This is a genomic window from Variovorax sp. GW821-FHT10D07 (genome assembly GCF_059415325.1).
In genome coordinates this window covers 58,015-74,988 of record NZ_JBWKMZ010000026.1, presented here as the reverse complement: position 1 = coordinate 74,988, position 16,974 = coordinate 58,015, and the positions used below count along the sequence as shown (strand labels likewise).

Here is a 16,974-nt window from a genome sequence, read left to right as displayed (position 1 = left end):
CGCGTGTGCGTCCGCACACGCTAGGAGCGCAACGCCGAGGGGCGGGCTTTGGCGAGCTTCCCTCCGGGTTGCCCCGCGAAGGGGCCGTCTGCGGCGTTGCCCGCGCTTGCAAGGCATCAGCCTTGCTGCGCACGGGCGCCTTGCATCCAGCCCCTTTGCGGGGCAACGCGACCCCTTGCATAGTGTTAACAGGCCCTAGCTTCGCGCACGCGTCAACGGATCGTCGGGTCGAGATGCTGGGCCCGCAAGGTGCGCAGCAGGCCATGGTTGATGCGGAACTCCTCCGAGCCGCCCTGGAGCAGCGCACTGTTGGCCAGGCAGCGGAAGACGATGCCCACCACGTGCGAATGGGCGCTGACCTTGTTCATGTCCTGGACGAAGGCGCGCGGCTCGGGCAGCGGCTCGGAGCGCAGCAGATAGCCGACGAACCAGCGCCACAGCATGTTGTAGCCCAGGCCCTGGCGCACGCGCTTGGGGTCGGGCAGCGAATAGACGATCTGCAGCAGCCAGGCGCGCACGATGATCCGCGCATCGGCGACGCTCGCGCATTGGGCGCTCAGCTCGTCGAGCACCGGATCGTCATCCGACAGCAGGCCATCGATCGCCGTGCGCAGATCGACCAGCCCGTGCTCGCTCTGCACGAAGGCCTCGAGCCCGTCGTTCTCGAGCCACAAGGCATGCGAGACGATCCAGACCCAGGGCTCGCCATAGCGGTCGACCAGCACCGGCGTGGTCTGCGCGATCTCGGCCTGCTTCGACAGCTCCTTGTCCAGGGCATGCATCGGGATGCTGCTGGGCTGGCCGTAGGGGATGTTGAATCTCGGTTTTTTCTCTTTCATCATCCGTCTCAGATCGGGCGGCCTTTGCCGGTGCACACGTCCGGGTTGCCGATGCGCTGCACGCTGTTGGTGGCGAAGAAGGTGTTGTAGATGGCCGTGCGCCAGTGGGCCGGCAGCTTGATGAAGGGATGCACGACGTCGCCGCTCGCGCTGCCGTAGTGCTGGGCGAAGAAGTTGCGAATCCGGGTGTTGTCGGCCGCGCTGGCATAGCACTGGCTGAAGATCAGGTGGGTCGCACCCACGATCGGATAACCGCGCGAGGGATTGGCCAGCGGACTCACGCCGGAGACCACATAGCCGATGCCCCAGTTGCGGGCCTGCGTCGCAGCCGCCCCGGTCGGGGGGAGGATGGCGCCCGCACTGGCCGGGGTGCCGAGCGCCGCCGCGACGTCCACCTGCGACGGCAGAAAATTCTGCAGCACGCCGCCGCTCGCGCGGCTGATCGCCACGACCTTGGTCGGGTCGCCGAGGGCCACCCTCTCCGGGCTCACGTAGGCGATCGCATAGGGAGTGGCCAGCAGGGCCGCCATCACGCCATCGCTGCCGGTCACGGGGATGTACTTGCTGGCGTTGCCGACGTTCACGACCGACGCATAGGTGCTGCCGACCGAAGGCACCAGCGTGTTGTTCACGGCGTTGAGGTGGCGCAGGAATATTTCGGTCGTGCCGCTGCTTTCGGCGCGATAGATGACCTTGATCGGCTGGTTCAGGGTCGAGAAGCCGGCGACCTGGTTCCAGTGGGTGATGGTCGGGTCGGCGAATATCTGTGCCAGCTGGGCACTGGTCAGGTTCATCGAGCTGCGGCCCGGGATGTTGTAGGGCACGGTCACCGCCGCGAGAACGACCGGAACCTGGATCAATGGGCCGAAGCTCGCCCTGCCCAGCGTGGGGTGCGCGTCATAGGCGGTTTCTTCGGCGACGGTCACCACCGAGTCGCTGCCGGCGTAATCCACGGTCACCGGCGTCGGGTAGAACGGCACGTTCGGCGTCGACGCGTTGGCGTCATGGTTCCAGACCAGCAAGTTCGAGTTGTTCTGGAAGAACGCGCTCTTGCCCGCGCCGCTTCCCACGCCGACATAGGCGTTGAAGCCGGGAACCGGCGTCCTGTTCAGGATGCCCGTGGAACCGACAGGAAACTGCGCCTTGCCATAGAGACCTTCGGGCAAGGTTCCACCGCCACCCACGACCTGGGCCGATGCGGCAAGGGCCCACGTCGTCGCACCGACGACGAGCAGCGCCTTGCACTGGAAGACAGAGAATTTCATTGACCACTCCTCGAGCGGTTGTCCAACAGAGATCCGAAGGGATTGCGCGAGCACGATTTCGTCCACCCGCTGTTGCAGGGGCAATCGATGCCCCGCTGAAAGTTCGAAGGCCGGCCAGACATGAATGCCTGGCCGGCCTGAACGAAAGGGTTGAAAGCGGGCCTGCAATGCCAAGCCCCGTGGCCGCCATCAAACCCTAGGCATCACACTCAGGCCGGACGGCCCTTGCCGGAGCAGACGCTCGTGAAGCCGATGCTTTCCGGGCTGGTCGAGGTGAAGAACGCGTTGTAAATAGCGGTCCTCCAGTTGGTCGGCAGCTTGATGAACGAATGCGCGGCGATCGCGGCGTCGTTGTCCGTGGTGTTGTAGTGCTGGTTGAAGAAGTTGCGGATCCGGGCGTTGTCAACCGCGCTCGCGTAGCACTGGCTGAAGATCAGGTTGGTCGCGCCAACGATCGGATAGCCCTGCGAGGGGTTCGCCAGTGCTGTAGCGGTCGCACCAGCGCCGATGCCCCAGTCCACGGCGGGAGCCGACGCGCTGGTCGGGGGATTGATGCCGGTCATTGCGGCCGTCACGTTCACTTCGGTCGGCAGCAGGTTGCTCGTCACGCCGCTGATCGTGCGGGTGATGGCCACGACCTTGGCTGCGAGTTGGGCGGGGGTCAGGGTGTTGAGCGGTGCACCCAGCTTGTCCGGGCTCACGTAGGTGATGGAGTAGGGATTGGCTGCCAGGGCTGCCACGACGCCATCACTGCCAGTGGCGGGAACGTACTTGCTGGTGTTGCTGACGTTCACGACCGACGAGAAGGTGCTGTTGACCGAAGGCACCAGCGTGCTGTTCACCGAGTTCAGGTGACGCAGGAAGATCTCGGACGTGCCGCTGCTTTCGGCGCGGTAGATGACCTTGATCGGCTGGTTCAGGGTCGAGAAGCCGGTCACCTGGTTCCAGTTGGTGATGGTCGGGTCGGCGAAGATCTGTGCCAGCTGGGCGCTGGTCAGGTTCACCGAAGTACGGCCGGCGATGTTGTAGGGCACGGTCACCGAGGTGAGGACGGCCGGAGCCTGGATCAGGCGACCAAAGTTCGTCTTGCCCAGTGCGTTGGTGGCAGCATCGTAGGCCGATTGTTCGGCCGTGGTCACCAGCGAGTCGCTGCCAGCGTAGTCCACCGTCACCGGCGTCGAGTAGAAGGGCACGTTCGCCGTGGCGGGGTTGTTGTCGTGATCCCAGACCAGCAGGTTCGAATTGTTCTGGAAGAACGAGTTCTTGCCACCGCCGCTACCGATGCCAACATAGGCGTTGAAGCTCGGATTCAGAGGATTCGCAGGCGAGGACGAGGCCGGGGTCTTGTTCAGAATGCCGATGGACGTGGTGGGGAACTTCGCCTTGCCATAAAGCTCTTCGGGCAACGTTGCACCGCCACCCACGACCTGGGCCGAAGCAGCAGCTGCCATGGCCATCACACCGACCGCGACCAGCGCCGACAGCGCGTTGCGCTTGAAATTAACGGAAATCATCGAATTGCTCCTAAACAAACTGAAAAAGTTTGAGAAAAAATAAGAACCGAATGAGCAGATCTCGGGCACCTCTCCGCCGACAAATACAGCGTCCCAATACCCTTGAATCAACATGCCGCCATTGCCTTGGCGACAAATCAAGTTTGAAGATCGTCGATGACGCTCAGTTGAAAAATTCACCGGAACACGGCTTCAATTTCACCCGAACTTTTCGGTGAGAAAAACGAGGCGGGGAGGACGGCCGAGGACAGCGAAAGGCGTGCTGGATCCTCGGAAAAAATCGGCTAACCCGTTGATTCTTCGAATCAAAATTCCGACGTCCTCACCGACAGGCGGGCGTCACGCGCGGGGTTGTCACCGTCCGGAAACGGGCATCCGATGCGCCGTCTTCCCGAACATCGAGAAGAGACACCCGAACATCTTTGGACATGAGCGCTTTTGGACTCGTTTTCGAGTCCCAATCCGGAGACTCACGCAAGCCCGGCATGAGGCGTGCAATGCGCCGAGTCGGCATTGAATTGACATGCCGTTGCCGAACACAACATCTCGGAGCAATGTTTTCGCCAGACGTTCAATGCGCCGGCGCTAATTCCGGACATTGCGTCCGGTCATCGATTCGGCGCATCGGCGATGCGCGTGCGAAGCGCTCAGCGCCCGGTCCACACCGGCCTGCGCTTCTCGTTGAACGAGGCCAGCCCTTCCTTCGCATCCTGCGTGCCCGCGAGCAGCGCGATCTGCCCCTCGGTGAAAGCGATGCCTTCGTCGAAGGACATGGCCTCGAGCGCGCGCATCGCGTACTTGCCGCGGCGGATCGCGGTCGGCGACTTGTCGGTCAGGCGCTCGAGCAGCCATTGCGTCTTCGCATCGAGTGCGTCGGCCGGCACCACGTGGTTCAGCAGACCGGCTTCCTTCGCCTCGGCCGCGCCGAAGGGCTCGCCGCTCAGGCACCACTCGCGCAGGGTGCGGCGCGGCACGATGCGCTGCAGCAGGCTCAGTACCTGCATCGGGAACAGGCCGATCTTCACTTCGGGCAGGCCGAACTGCACCGTGTCGGCGGCCACCGCGAGGTCGGTCATGCACAAGAGGCCGATGCCGCCGGCCATGCAGCTGCCGTTGATGCGCGCGATGCTCGGCAGGGTGCCGTTCTGCGTCTCGCGCAGCAGGTCGGCGTAGTCGAGCGTGGGCTGCGCGAGGTCGAACGCGAAGCCCGCGCCGGGCTGCAGGTCGCCGCCGGCGCAGAAGGCCTTCTCGCCCGCACCGGTCAGCACGATGGCGCGCATTTCGGGATCGGCATGCGCGAGGCGCCAGCCTTCGCGCAGGCCGGCCACCACCTCGGCGTTGAGCGCGTTGCGCTTGTCGGGGCGATTGATCGTGATCCAGAAGGCGCGGTCGCGCTTCTCGTGCAATACGGCGGCGGTGCTCATGGCGCGGCTCCTTCGGCAACGGGGGCATCGACCTCGATCTCGGCCACGACGCGGCGCGCCTCGACCTGGTCGCCGATGCGCACATGCAGCGCGGTCAGCCGGCCGCTGACCGGCGCGGCATGCACGTGCTCCATCTTCATCGCCTCGAGCGTGAGCAGCGGCTGCCCCGCGCGCACGACCTGGCCGGGCTCGGCCAGCACCGCGACCACGCGGCCGTTCATCGAGGCGCGCAGCTTGCCGTCGCCGCCGCCCGCGCCGCCCTGGCGCGCGGAGGCCGCACGCGTGGTGTCCTCGATGCGCAGCGCACGGTCGCGGTACTGCAGCCACAGCAAGGTGCCGTCGCGCCAGTACGCGGCGCTCTCGTGCACGCCATCGCAGGCGAAGCGCACGCTGTCGCCGCCGTGCTCGATCAGTTCGATCGCAAAGGCCTGCGCATCGAGCGTGACCTGGAACTGGCGCGACGCGATCAACGCGACGCTCGCATGCCGCGTCTGCCCCGCGAGCTCGAAGCGCAGCGAGATCGGCAGCTTGTGCGGCAGCCGCCGTGCCTGCGTGTCGTCGGCGCGCTCGTACAGCAGCACTGCCGCGAGTGCGGCCGCGCGTGCGGCCGCGGCCTCGTCGGCCTGCAGCAGCGCCACCTGGTGCTCGCCGATGAAGGCCGTGGTGGCACCGCCCGCCGCGAACACCGGATGCACGAGGCAAGCGCGCAGGAAGGCCTGGTTGGTGGTCACGCCCAGCGCCACCGCGTCCTCGAGCCCCGTGGCCAGCTTGCGCCGCGCCTCCTCGCGCGTGCGGCCATGGGCCACGAGCTTGGCGATCATCGAGTCGTAGTACGGCGGCACCTCGGCACCCGAATGCAGCGCATGCTCGGCGCGCAGTCGCGGCGGCATCTTCCACAGCGCGAGCGTTCCGCTCTGCGGCACAAAGCCCTGCGCCGCGTCTTCCGCGCACAGCCGCACCTCGATCGCATGGCCCTCGAAGCGCACGTCCTGCTGCGCAAGCGGCAGCGGCTCGCCCGCGGCCACGCGCAGTTGCAGCTCCACCAGGTCGAGGCCGGTCACGGCCTCGGTCACGGGATGCTCGACCTGCAGCCGCGTGTTCATCTCCATGAAGTAGAAGTTGCCGCCGCCGTCGAGCAGGAACTCGAGCGTGCCCGCGCCTTCGTAACGGATCGCCTTCACGGCCGCCACCGCGGCCGCGCCCATGCGTTCGCGCAGCGCGGCATCCACCGCCGGCGAGGGCGCCTCCTCGATCAGCTTCTGGTGCCGCCGCTGCACCGAGCAGTCGCGCTCGCCCAGGTGGATCGCATGGCCGTGGCGGTCGGCGAAGACCTGGATCTCGATGTGCCGCGGCTGCGCGATCGCGCGCTCGAGGATCACCTCGGGATCGCCGAAGGCGCTCTGCGCCTCCGAGCGCGCGCTGCGCAGCAGGGGGGCGAACTCCTCGGCCGACGGCACCAGCCGCATACCGCGCCCGCCGCCGCCGGCCGTGGCCTTGATCATCACCGGGAAGCCGATGCGCGCGGCCTCCTGCGCGAGCCGTTCCTCGCCCTGGTCCTCACCCTGGTAGCCCGGAATGCAGGGCACGCCCGCGGCCTGCATCAGCGCCTTGGCACCGGCCTTGTGGCCCATGGCCTCGATGGCCTCGGCCGAGGGGCCGATGAAGACCAGACCGGCCTCCCTGCAGGCGCGCGCGAAGGCGGCGTTCTCGGCCAGGAAGCCATAGCCCGGGTGCACCGCGTCGGCGCCGGTGCGACGCGCGGCCTCGACGATGGCCTCGATGCGCAGGTAGGACTGCGCGGGCAGCGCCTCACCGATGCACACGGCCTGGTCGGCCTCGCGCACATGGCGCGCACCGGCATCGGCGCTCGAATACACCGCCACCGTGCGGTAGCCGAGGGCGCGCGCGCTGCGCATCACGCGCAGAGCGATCTCGCCGCGGTTGGCGATCAGGATCTTGTGGAAGGGCGTGGGCTGGGTCATGGACTGCTTCCCCTCGCTCATGGCCGCGCCACCGAGAACTGCATGGGCTGCGGCTCGCGCAGCTCGGCCTCGCGACAGACGGCCAGCAACTTCGCGAGCACGGCACGCGTGTCGCGCGGATCGATCACGCCGTCGTCGAGCACGTGCGCGCTGGTGGTGAACACGCTCATCTGGCTGTCGAAGCGCTCGACGATGCGGCGCTCCATCTCGGCGAGCTTGGCGCGGTCGACCTCGCCGCCCTTGCGCCGCATCGCGGCCTCGGTCACGTTGACCATGGTCTGCGCCGCCTGCTCGCCGCCCATCACCGCGGTACGCGCGTTGGGCCACGAGAAGCAGAAGCGCGGATGGAAGCCGCGCCCGCACATGCCGTAGTTGCCGGCGCCGAACGAAGCGCCGCAGTAGATGGTGATCTGCGGCACGGTCGCGTTGGTCACGGCCTGGATCATCTTCGAGCCGTGCTTGATCATCCCGCCCTCCTCGTGCGCGCGCCCGACCATGAAGCCGGTGGTGTTCTGCAGGTAGAGGATCGGCGTGCGCGACTGGCAGCAGGCCTGGATGAAGTGCGCGGCCTTGGTGGCGCCCGCGTTGTCGATCGGACCGTTGTTGGTGACCACGCCCACGGGCAGCCCTTCGATCTTGAAGTGCCCGACCACGGTGGCGCTGCCGTAGCCGGTGCCGAACTCGAGGAACTCGGAGTCGTCGGCGATGCGCGCGATCACCTGCTTCATGTCGACCGGCCGCTTGAGGTCGGCCGGCATGATGCCCAGCAGCTCTTCGGCGTCGAAGCGCGGCGGCTTGAAGCGCCGCGGCGGCGCCGCCGGCAGCTCGCGGTTCCAGTCGATGTGGGCGAGGATCTCGCGCGCGATGCGGATCGCGTCGCGGTCGTCCTCGGCCAGGTAGTCGCCGAGTCCCGACACCGAGCTGTGCATCAGCGCGCCGCCCAGTTCCTCCTCGGTCGCGATCTCGCCCGTGGCGGCCTTCAGCAGCGGCGGCCCCGCGAGGAAGGCGCGCGAGCGGTCGCGCACCATCACGATGTAGTCCGACAGGCCGGTCTGGTAGGCGCCGCCCGCGGTCGAGGAACCGTGCGTGACGGTCAGCACCGGCAGGCCGGCGGCCGACAGCCGCGCGAGGTTGCGGAACAGGCTGCCGCCGGTCACGAATTCCTCGACCTTGTAGGTCATGAGGTTGGCGCCCGCGCTCTCGACCAGCTGCACGTAGGGCAGCCGGTTCTCGAGCGCGAGTTCCTGGATGCGCAGCTGCTTCGGGATGCCCATGGGCTGCAGCGCACCGGCGTCGATGCCCGAGTCGGAGGCATTGACCATCACGCGCAGGCCCGAGACCTGGCCGATGCCCGCGATCACGCCGCCGCCGGGCACGCTCTTGTCGAGGTCGGGGTTGTCCAGGCCGAGCCCGGCCAGCGAGCAGAGTTCGAGGAAGGGCGTGCCGGGGTCGAGCAGCAGCGACAGCCGCTCGCGCGGCAGCAGCTGGCCGCGCTTCTCGAAGCGTTCGCGCGAACGCTCCGAGGTGGCGGCGGCGCGCTGCTCGCAGCCGCGTACGCGCTCGAGCAGCGCGAGCATGTGGGCGCGATTGGCCTGGAAGGCTTCGCCGTGGGGGGAGAGGGTCGATTCGATGGTGGCCATGGTCTGCGGAAGAGTCCATGGCAGCTTAGGCAGCGCCCCCCGGGGCGTCTTGTGCCCAGTGGCTGGGGATCAGCGCACGCCGAACAGCCCGGCCGCGTTGTCCCACGCCACGCGCTGCGCCACCGCGGGCGGCAGCTCGCCGAGCCAGCCGCGGTAGCCGCGCATCAGCTCGTCGTAGGCGCTCCAGCGCTGGTTGACCCAGGTGTCGGAGCCGATCAGGAAGCGGTCGGGAAAGGCCAGGATCAGCTCGCGCCACGGCGCGCACAGCGTGCCGCCCTCGCAGACCAGGCCTGGGCGGTACGACAGCTCGCCCATCAGCTTCGGATAGCGCTCGAGCATCTGGCGCACGCGCGCCACCGGCGTGCCGCCGATGCCGGTATGGGCCCAGATCAGCCGCGTGTCGCGGCCCTGGCTCGGCGTGTTGGCCATCAGCAGGTCGACCGCCTCGTCGTCCACGTGCGCGAGCACGGCGAGCTGCCTGCGCTCGGCCAGCGCCATCAGCTTCTTCGCGACCGGGCCGTTGGCATTGGCGCTCTCGTAGAGATGGAACTCGCCGATGCCGCGGTAGGGCCCGCTCGCGGTGCCGCGCTCGAGTTCGGCCAGCACCATCTCGTGGATGCTCTCGTCGCGAAACCAGTTGTTGTAGTCGGCACGGTTGCGGTACAGCCGCACGAAGGGCACCACGGTGACGCCAGCCTCGCGGGTCTCGCGCAGCGCCGCGAGCGTGCGCGTGCCGTCGTTGGGCCGCGAGTTGCCGACGATGGCACGCACGCCGTTGCGCTGCATGCGCGCGAGCGCCTCGGCCGGCGGGAACGGGCCGCTGCTGCCGTTCCAGGCCTCCTCGTTGTAGTGCAGGTGGGTGTCGAACAGCGGGCCGGTGTAGTCGGCGGCCTGGGCCGCGAATGCGAAGCCGGCGGCGACAGCGGCAACGACCGCGGATGCGGCGCGCGGCCAGCGTCGATGAAGGGAATCGGTGGTCCGGGTCATGCGGGCTCCTCGCGGCGGATGCGGTCGGTACGGTGGGCGGCGGAAGAATACCTGTCGCCGCGCCGGCTCAGCGCAATAACCGTGCCCTGAACTTCTGCACCATCGCCGCCGGCGCGTACGACCGCTTGCTGCGCCGGAAGCCCGCGATGCCCATGTCCTGCTCGAAGTTGAGCCAGCGCACCGGCCGGCCGAACCGGGCCTCGAACTGCTGGCAGAAGTGCTGGAACATGTGCGGGTAGATGCCCGCGTGGCTGTCGAGCCCCTTGGCGAAGCGCATCGCGAACACGCCGGGCTGCAGTTCCTGCGCGAGCACGAAGCCCAGCGGCTCATCGTGCACGAAATGCACGAAGCCCTCGAGCCCGAGCGCCGCCGCATCGGCGATGGCTGCGCGGCACGGCGCCTCGTCGGCCTCGCCCGCGGCCTTGCCCTTCTGCGCCATCCAGGCCTCGAGCACGCGCAGCGCGGCACCGGCCGAAGCGGGACCGAAGGCCTCGGCGCGCGGCGTGCACTGCGCGAGCAGCTGCCGCACCTGGCTGCGCTTCCAGGCCAGCGCGCGGCCGGCGTAGTCGGCGAAGCGGCTGGCGTCGTAGAGGTAGTCGGCGTCGTCGGGCGAGGCGCTCAGCGCGAAGCGGTCGGCGCTCAGGCCTTCGATGTCGCGCCGCGACAGCGGGTAGAAGCAGTCGTGGTCTTCGAGCATCGTGGCCAGCGCCTCGGGTGGTGCCTCTGGCAGCGCGAACAGCGGGGCCAGGTGGCGCGTGCCGTCGTAGGTGCGGCCCGAAATGCGCGGCCAGCCGTCGTCTTCGGGCCCGATGTAGCGGTAGTCGTGGGCCTCGCGGAACAGCCAGAGGTTCGAGAACGTCAGGTCCGACAGGCAGCCCTCGGCGCTGCCCGCGCGCAGCCGCGCGAGCGCCGGCTCGATCGCCTCGCGCAGCGACAGCGACAGCGGCCGCCCCGGCGCGGCGCTCATGCGGCGTCGTAGACCACCGCGCGCACGCCCGGCGCCGGCGGATCGGCCGGCGGCCCCGCGAAGCACTGGGCGATCGACAGCCACTGCGTTGCGCTGCCCGGCGTGCAGCGCAGCGCGGTATCGGCGAGATGGCGGCGCTGGGTCACGACCAGGCAGAAGTCGAGCGCGTCGCCGCGCACCGATTCCGCCGAGGCCGGATCGCCCCAGCGCCAGGTCTGGCCGCCGGGCGCGTCGAGCTCGATGAAGGGGGCGGGCTCGGGCACCGGCAGCTGGCGGTTGACGAAGGTCCAGCCGAAGGTGGTGGCGCCGATGTGGGCGATGTGGCGCAGCCGCGCATTGACGGGCCGACGCCGGCGCATCAGGTCCCAGATGTCCTGGCCATGGGCCCAGGTCTCCATCAGCCGCGCGGTCGCGAACGAACGCGCGCTCATCATCGGCCCGTACCAGGGCAGCCGCGCCTTCGGGTCGAGCGCCGCGAGCGCGTCGGCCAGCTGCATCGAGAGCGGCTGCCACAGCGCGAGCATCGCGGGGCCGTCGAGTGAGCCGTACTTCTCGCGCGCCAGCGAACTGATCTCGCGGCCTTGCGCGAACTGCGCATTGAGCGCCGCGGCATCGCGCACGAAGGCCTCGGGGTCGTTCAGCGCGAGCATCGAGGTCTGGTCGAAGAAGCACAGGTGGGCGATCTCGTCCCAGGGCGACCAGCCGTAGAACACGCTGGGCGCGCGCCACTGCTCGGGCGTGAGCGTGGCGCACAGCGCGGCGAGCTCGGCGTACTCGTCGCGCAGGTCGCGCGCGGTCTCGGCGTTGGGGCCGTTCGTCGAATCGTTCATCGTGGGCGTTGTCCTTCTCGTTCTTCAGAGCCCGAGCTGCCGGGCCGCCAGGTCCTTCATGATCTCTTCCGATCCGCCTCCGATCATCATCACCTTGACCTCGCGGTAGATGCGTTCGCTGCGCGTGCCGCGCATGAAGCCCATGCCGCCCAGCAACTGCACCGCCTGGTCGGCGCAGAACTGCATGGCCTGGGTCGCCTGCACCTTCGCGAGGCACACGCGCGCCACGAGTTTCGCCGGATCGGCCAGGCCGTGCTCGATGCGGTAGGCCAGGTCGTAGACCAGGGTGCGCGCGGCATCGACGCGCAGGGTCATGTCCATGAGCTTGTGGCGCACCACCTGGCGCTCGGCCAGCGGCACGCCGAAGGAGACGCGTTGCCGCGCCCAGTCCACCGCCTCCTCGAGGCAGACCTCGGCGAAGCCGCAGGCCAGCGCCGACATCAGGAGCCGCTCGCCGTTGAAGTTGTTCATCACCAGCTTGAAGCCCTGGTTCTCCGTGCCCACCAGGTTGCGCGCGGGCACGCGGCAGTTCTCGAAGCGCAGGTGCGCGGTGTCGGAGCTCCACCAGCCCATCTTCTTGAGCGACGTGCGCGCGAGCCCCGGCGTGTCGCCCTCGATCACCAGCAGCGAGATGCCGCCCGCCCCCTTGTTCGCGGGATCGGTGCGCACGGCGGTCGTGATGAAGTCGGCGCGCACGCCCGAGGTGATGAAGGTCTTCTCGCCGTTGACCACATAGTGGTCGCCGTCGCGCACCGCGGTGGTCCGAAGCGCCGCGACGTCGGAGCCGCCCGAGGGCTCGGTGATCGCGAGCGCGGCGATCTTCTCGCCGGCCAGCACCGGCGGGATCACGCGCTGCTTGAGTTCCTCACTGCCGGCCTTGAGGATCGGCGGCAGCGCGATGCTGTGCGAGTTCAGCGAGGCCTGCACGCCGCCCGCGCCGCAACGCGCGAATTCCTCGGCCACGATCAGCTGATGGAACAGGTCGGCCGGCGTGCCGCCGAGCGCCTCGGGATAGCCCAGGCCCAGCACGCCGAGCCCGGCCGCGCGCCGGTACAGCTCGCGCGGAAAGGTCTCGGCCTCGTCCCATTCGGTCACGAAGGGCGCGATCTCGCGTGCCACGAAGGCGCGCAGGCCGGCACGGAAGGCTTCGTGCTCGGCGGAGAAGTAGAAGGGCAGCGGTGGGGCGTCCAGGAATTCCATGGTGTCTCCTTGGCGCACGAGGCTAGCGGCGGGCGCTCCACGGGTCTTGCGCCAACAGGCTGCGCCCGGCGACGCGAGGCGCAGCGACTCGACGCAAGCCGCGCCGCGCCCGTCTCGCTAAGCTGGCCCTTCCATCCGCCACCGAGGACCGCCATGCCTTCATCCACCGCCGCACCGACCAAGACCGTCCGCATCGGCGGCGCCTCGGGCTTCTGGGGCGACAGCATGGTGGCCGCGCCGCAGCTCGTGCAGCACGGCCGGCTCGACTACCTGGTGTTCGACTACCTGGCCGAGACCACGATGGCGATCCTGGCCGCGGCGCGCTCGAAGAAGCCCGAGCTCGGCTACGCCACCGACTTCGTCGAGATCGCGATGAAGCCGGTGCTCGCCGAGATCAAGCGCCAGGGCATCAAGGTGGTGAGCAACGCGGGCGGCATCCATCCGCAGGGCTGCGCCGCCGCGCTGCGCGCGCTGGCCGAGGCCCAGGGCGTGCCGCTGCGCATCGCGGTGGTCGAGGGCGACGACCTCGGCGCGCGCATGGCCGAACTGCGTGCCGCGGACACGCGCGACATGTTCACGGGCGAGGCCCTGCCCGAGAAGGTGCTGAGCGCCAACGCCTACCTGGGCGCGCTGCCGATCGCCGCCGCGCTGGCCGCGGGCGCCGACGTGGTGATCACCGGCCGCTGCGTCGACAGCGCGGTCACGCTCGGGCCGCTGATGCACGAATTCGGCTGGCAGCCCGGCGACTTCGACCGGCTGGCCTCGGGCAGCCTCGCGGGCCACATCATCGAATGCGGCTGCCAGGCCACGGGCGGCCTGCACACCGACTGGGAGGACATCCCCGACTGGGCGAACATCGGCTACCCGATCGTCGAATGCCATGCCGACGGCAGCTTCGTCGTGACCAAGCCCGAGGGCACGGGCGGCAAGGTGATCCGCGCCGCGGTGGCCGAACAGCTGCTCTACGAGATCGGCGACCCGGGCGCCTACCTGCTGCCCGACGTGAGCTGCGATTTCCGCGCCGTGACGATCGAGCAGGAGGGCCCCGACCGCGTGCGCGTGAGCCCCGCGCGCGGCCGCGCGCCGACCCCGGCCTACAAGGTCTCGGCCACGCAACTCGACGGCTTCCGCTGCGCGGGCAGCCTGGTGATCGTGGGCATCGATGCCGAGCGCAAGGCGCGGCGCACGGCCGAGGCGATCCTCGAGCGCACCGGCGGCATCCTCGCGCGCCTGGGCCTGCCGCCCTTCACGCGCAGCCACATCGAGGCGATCGGCGCCGAGACGCTCTACGGCCCGCATGCGCGCACCCACGGCGTGCGCGAGGCGATGATGCGCGTGGCGGTCGACCATCCGCAGAAGGCCGCGCTCGAGATCTTCGCGCGCGAGATCGCGCCCGCGGGCACCTCGTGGTCGCCGGGCACCACGGGGCCCGGCGGCGGCCGGCCCTCGGTGTCGCCGCTGGTCAAGCCCTTCGCGTTCCTGCTCGCCAAGGAGCAGGTGCCGGTCGCGTTCGCGATCGATGGCGAGCGGCAGGCCGTGGCGATCCCGCCCGGCGCGGGCGATGGTGCCGCGCCGCCGATGGCGGAACCGCCGCCCTTCGCCGACGACGGTGGCGAACAGGTCGAGCTGCGGCTCATCGACCTGGCCTGGGCCCGCAGCGGCGACAAGGGCGACCTCTCGAACATCGGCCTGGTGGCGCGCCGGCCCGAGTGGCTGCCGCTGCTGTGGTCGCGCGTCACGCCCGAGGCGGTGGGCGCCTACTTCGCGCACCTGGTGCACGGCAAGGTCGAGCGCTTCCACCTGCCGGGCATCGCGGCGATGAACCTGCTGCTGCACGGGGCGCTCGACGGCGGCGGGCCCTCGTCGATGCGCATGGACCCGCTGGGCAAGGGCATGGGGCAGATGCTGCTCGACATGCGGGTGAAGGTGCCGCGCGCGGTGGCGCAGGCGGCGCAACGGCGCTGAAACGAGAGGGGCGGCCCGAACGGTCTCGGGCCTGGGTCAGGCCTGCGCTTCGGTCAAGGCCTGCGCCGCCACCACCGCCTCGGTGCGGTTGCGCACGTTGAGCGCGCGGAAGATCGCCGCGAGGTGGATCTTGACCGTGCCCTCGCTGATGCCGAGGCTGCGGCCGATCAGCTTGTTGGGTTTGCCCTGCGACAGCAGCTGCAGCACCTCGACCTGCCGCTCGGTCAGCACGTTGCGCAGGTGCTCGAGCGTCTGCGAGGAGGCCGGCGCGCGCGCGGTGTCGGCGCCGGGCTGCGGCGCCACGCCGGCCACGATGCCGGGCGGCAGCGCGGTCAGCATCATCGGCGGCACGTAGACGCCGCCGGCCAGCACCAGCCGCACGGCCGACAGCATGACCTCGGGCGAATAGGCCTTGGGAATGAAGCCGAGCACGCCGCGCTCGAGGGCGGCGCGCATGATGGCCGGGTCCTCGTAGCCAGACAGCACGATCACCGGCACGGCCGGATGGCGGCGGCGAATCTCGTCGATGTGGGCCTGCCCGTCGGCACCGGGCATGTTGAGGTCGATCAATGCCAGGTCGAGGTCGTCGGTGGCACCCGCGAGCAGCTCGTCGACGCTCATGACCAGCACGAACTCGATGCCGGGCTCCAGCTCGGACAACTTGGCCTTGACCGCTTCGATGACAAGCCGGTGGTCGTCGGCGATCAGAATTTTCATGACTTAAGGCCTTTCAACGCTTGAGAAGGGGTCACGAAGCTCGCCCCAGCGTGCATTGACTCAGCGACCGCCGACGATACCGGCGAATGCCCCGCGCAGCAAGGCTGGCGCGCTCCACGAACGGCATAGGCCCCAAGCGATATGGCGCCCCCCGGGGCCGCTGAGAAGAATGATCGCCAACCCGAAGGAAGCGAGACATGGGCATGTGCCAACGAAGCAGGCGCCGGTGCAGGGCATCTCTCGTGCGGCGCCCGGCGCTGCCTGCGCGCCTCGCCGCGGCCTGAGCCGGCGCGCGTGTCTTCATGGCCCGCCTGATCGACTGCTATTCGGCCTTCGTCTCGTTCGGGCTCGCGCTCGATGCCGCGATCGCCGCGAACCGCCCCGCGCTCGCGCACGACGCCGCGCAGATCCAGGCCCGCCAGCTGCTCGACGCGGCGCGCGAACGCGCGCGCGCCGCGGCCACGCCGCTTCTGCCCGCGCAGCTCGAATCGGCGGCCTTCGCGATGGTCGCCTGGATCGACGAGATCCTCGCGCGCCACCCGGGCGCGGGCCAGGGCGCGGCACCGCTGCAGGTGCAGCTGTTCGCCTCGAACAATGCCCACAGCGAGTTCTTCCACCACCTCTCGGCGCTGGGCGCGCGCGACGACGAGGTGCGCGAGGTCTACTGGCATGCGCTGGCGCTGGGCTTCAAGGGCCAGTACTACTTCGAGCACGGCGACCGCGGCGAGCTCGGCAAGCTCAAGGACCTGCACGGACGCCAGCTGCGGCAGCAGCCGCTCGCGCTCGGCAGCCTCGCGCAGCAGCACATCACGCCCCAGCCCTACGACGGGCCCGACCCGCCGGCCCCGATCGACATGCACCGGCGCGACCGCTCGCTGCTGCGCGCGAGCGCGGCGCTGGCGCTGCTGGTGCCGCTGCTCTACCTGCTGTGGGCCTGGCTGGCGGGCGTGCCGCGGCCCGAGGCCGACCTCGCGCAGCGCGTCGAGCAGCAGCTACAGAGCTATGCCTGCGCCGACCTCGCGGTGGCGGTGGAAGCCGGCGGCACGCTCAAGGTCAGCGGCTTCGTCTCGCTGCCGGCCGACGTGGCCAACGTGCAGCACGACGTGGGCCAGCTGCCGGGCGTGAAGGCGCCGCGCTTCGAGCTCGGCGTGCGCGTGTGGCCGCACTGCGAGGTGTTCGCGATCCTCAAGCCCTACCAGGCACGCAATGCCGACAAGGCCTACGGCCTCGGGCTGGACCTGCCCTCCGCGCGGCAGCGCCGCCTGCGCGAGGGCGACACGGTGCGCGTGGAGGTCACCGCGCCGCGCCACGACAGCGTGCTGTGGGTCGACTACTACACCGCCGACGGCTCGGTGATGCACCTCAACGCGGGCCGCGCGCCGACCCGCCTGCATGCCGGCGAGAAGCTCGAGCTCGGGCGCGACATCCCCTCGAGCTGGCTCGTGAGCCCGCCCTTCGGCAGCGTGCTGGTGACCGTGATCTCCTCGCCGATGCCGTTCCACGAGACCGCCGACCGGCCGCCGTTCGAACTGGCCTCGGCCTACCTGCTGCAGCTGCGCGAGGCGCTCGCGGCCAACAAGGGCGGCGACCGGCTGATCGCCGACTTCGTGTTCCTCGAGACCGAGGCGCGCTGACGCGCGCGCC

Annotated in this window: 13 protein-coding genes; 2 read left to right on the top strand and 11 right to left on the bottom strand. The window is 69.6% G+C overall.

Annotated elements, in window-relative coordinates; all coding sequences use genetic code 11:
• Positions 1 to 212: 212 nt before the first annotated feature.
• From AC07PU_RS40740 to AC07PU_RS40695, 10 genes are all read right to left on the bottom strand, one after another.
• On the bottom strand, positions 213 to 839 hold the full coding sequence (locus AC07PU_RS40740) for a transposase (RefSeq protein WP_398492897.1): 627 nt from the start codon (positions 837 to 839) through the stop codon (positions 213 to 215).
• An 8-nt stretch (positions 840 to 847) separates the two neighbouring features.
• Positions 848 to 2,104: a substrate-binding domain-containing protein gene (locus tag AC07PU_RS40735; protein WP_495323493.1), complete on the bottom strand. Its 1,257-nt coding sequence runs from the start codon at positions 2,102 to 2,104 to the stop codon at positions 848 to 850.
• Positions 2,105 to 2,313: 209 nt separating this feature from the next.
• Complete coding sequence (locus AC07PU_RS40730; protein ID WP_398492893.1) at positions 2,314 to 3,732, bottom strand: substrate-binding domain-containing protein; 1,419 nt, start codon at positions 3,730 to 3,732, stop codon at positions 2,314 to 2,316.
• Positions 3,733 to 4,265: 533 nt separating this feature from the next.
• Positions 4,266 to 5,042 carry an enoyl-CoA hydratase/isomerase family protein gene (locus AC07PU_RS40725; protein WP_495323492.1) on the bottom strand — a complete coding sequence of 259 codons (777 nt, stop codon included), beginning with the start codon at positions 5,040 to 5,042 and terminating at the stop codon, positions 4,266 to 4,268.
• Positions 5,039 to 7,024, bottom strand: coding sequence for an acetyl/propionyl/methylcrotonyl-CoA carboxylase subunit alpha (locus AC07PU_RS40720; protein ID WP_495323491.1), 1,986 nt, complete (start codon positions 7,022 to 7,024; stop codon positions 5,039 to 5,041). The genes AC07PU_RS40725 and AC07PU_RS40720 overlap by 4 nt, the downstream gene beginning before the upstream one ends.
• Positions 7,025 to 7,041: 17 nt before the next feature.
• Positions 7,042 to 8,664 carry an acyl-CoA carboxylase subunit beta gene (locus tag AC07PU_RS40715; RefSeq protein WP_495323490.1) on the bottom strand — a complete coding sequence of 541 codons (1,623 nt, stop codon included), beginning with the start codon at positions 8,662 to 8,664 and terminating at the stop codon, positions 7,042 to 7,044.
• Between the two features lie 69 nt (positions 8,665 to 8,733).
• Positions 8,734 to 9,651, bottom strand: a complete 918-nt coding sequence (locus AC07PU_RS40710) for an amidohydrolase family protein (protein ID WP_398492885.1) — start codon at positions 9,649 to 9,651, stop codon at positions 8,734 to 8,736.
• Positions 9,652 to 9,718: 67 nt separating this feature from the next.
• Positions 9,719 to 10,618 carry a phosphatidylglycerol lysyltransferase domain-containing protein gene (locus tag AC07PU_RS40705; RefSeq protein WP_495323489.1) on the bottom strand — a complete coding sequence of 300 codons (900 nt, stop codon included), beginning with the start codon at positions 10,616 to 10,618 and terminating at the stop codon, positions 9,719 to 9,721.
• Positions 10,615 to 11,448: a TIGR03084 family metal-binding protein gene (locus tag AC07PU_RS40700; RefSeq protein ID WP_495323488.1), complete on the bottom strand. Its 834-nt coding sequence runs from the start codon at positions 11,446 to 11,448 to the stop codon at positions 10,615 to 10,617. Before AC07PU_RS40700 ends, AC07PU_RS40705 begins: the two co-directional genes overlap by 4 nt.
• Before the next feature lie 24 nt (positions 11,449 to 11,472).
• On the bottom strand, positions 11,473 to 12,648 hold the full coding sequence (locus AC07PU_RS40695) for an acyl-CoA dehydrogenase family protein (RefSeq protein ID WP_093350878.1): 1,176 nt from the start codon (positions 12,646 to 12,648) through the stop codon (positions 11,473 to 11,475).
• Between the two features lie 153 nt (positions 12,649 to 12,801).
• Here AC07PU_RS40695 and AC07PU_RS40690 point away from each other — a divergent pair, with 153 nt between their 5' ends.
• Positions 12,802 to 14,613 carry an acyclic terpene utilization AtuA family protein gene (locus tag AC07PU_RS40690; protein WP_495323487.1) on the top strand — a complete coding sequence of 604 codons (1,812 nt, stop codon included), beginning with the start codon at positions 12,802 to 12,804 and terminating at the stop codon, positions 14,611 to 14,613.
• A gap of 36 nt (positions 14,614 to 14,649) precedes the next feature.
• Here AC07PU_RS40690 and AC07PU_RS40685 read toward each other — a convergent pair whose 3' ends face one another.
• The gene (locus tag AC07PU_RS40685; protein ID WP_093350872.1) at positions 14,650 to 15,330 is read right to left on the bottom strand and encodes a response regulator transcription factor; all 681 of its coding nucleotides are present in this window, start codon (positions 15,328 to 15,330) and stop codon (positions 14,650 to 14,652) included.
• Between the two features lie 302 nt (positions 15,331 to 15,632).
• On the opposite strand from AC07PU_RS40685, the gene AC07PU_RS40680 reads away from it, so the two are divergent.
• Positions 15,633 to 16,964, top strand: a complete 1,332-nt coding sequence (locus AC07PU_RS40680; protein WP_495323486.1) for a DotU family type IV/VI secretion system protein — start codon at positions 15,633 to 15,635, stop codon at positions 16,962 to 16,964.
• Positions 16,965 to 16,974 lie beyond the last annotated feature (10 nt).

Bases quoted from the DNA above. Each gene is read 5' to 3' on its own strand.
- AC07PU_RS40710 (WP_398492885.1), bottom strand. From the start codon at position 9,651: ATGACCCGGACCACCGATTCCCTTCATCGACGCTGGCCGCGCGCCGCA.
- AC07PU_RS40715 (WP_495323490.1), bottom strand. From the start codon at position 8,664: ATGGCCACCATCGAATCGACCCTCTCCCCCCACGGCGAAGCCTTCCAG.
- AC07PU_RS40705 (WP_495323489.1), bottom strand. From the start codon at position 10,618: ATGAGCGCCGCGCCGGGGCGGCCGCTGTCGCTGTCGCTGCGCGAGGCG.
- AC07PU_RS40740 (WP_398492897.1), bottom strand. From the start codon at position 839: ATGAAAGAGAAAAAACCGAGATTCAACATCCCCTACGGCCAGCCCAGC.
- AC07PU_RS40685 (WP_093350872.1), bottom strand. From the start codon at position 15,330: ATGAAAATTCTGATCGCCGACGACCACCGGCTTGTCATCGAAGCGGTC.
- AC07PU_RS40690 (WP_495323487.1), top strand. From the start codon at position 12,802: ATGCCTTCATCCACCGCCGCACCGACCAAGACCGTCCGCATCGGCGGC.
- AC07PU_RS40680 (WP_495323486.1), top strand. From the start codon at position 15,633: ATGGCCCGCCTGATCGACTGCTATTCGGCCTTCGTCTCGTTCGGGCTC.
- AC07PU_RS40700 (WP_495323488.1), bottom strand. From the start codon at position 11,448: ATGAACGATTCGACGAACGGCCCCAACGCCGAGACCGCGCGCGACCTG.
- AC07PU_RS40735 (WP_495323493.1), bottom strand. From the start codon at position 2,104: ATGAAATTCTCTGTCTTCCAGTGCAAGGCGCTGCTCGTCGTCGGTGCG.
- AC07PU_RS40730 (WP_398492893.1), bottom strand. From the start codon at position 3,732: ATGTTGATTCAAGGGTATTGGGACGCTGTATTTGTCGGCGGAGAGGTG.
- AC07PU_RS40720 (WP_495323491.1), bottom strand. From the start codon at position 7,024: ATGACCCAGCCCACGCCCTTCCACAAGATCCTGATCGCCAACCGCGGC.
- AC07PU_RS40695 (WP_093350878.1), bottom strand. From the start codon at position 12,648: ATGGAATTCCTGGACGCCCCACCGCTGCCCTTCTACTTCTCCGCCGAG.
- AC07PU_RS40725 (WP_495323492.1), bottom strand. From the start codon at position 5,042: ATGAGCACCGCCGCCGTATTGCACGAGAAGCGCGACCGCGCCTTCTGG.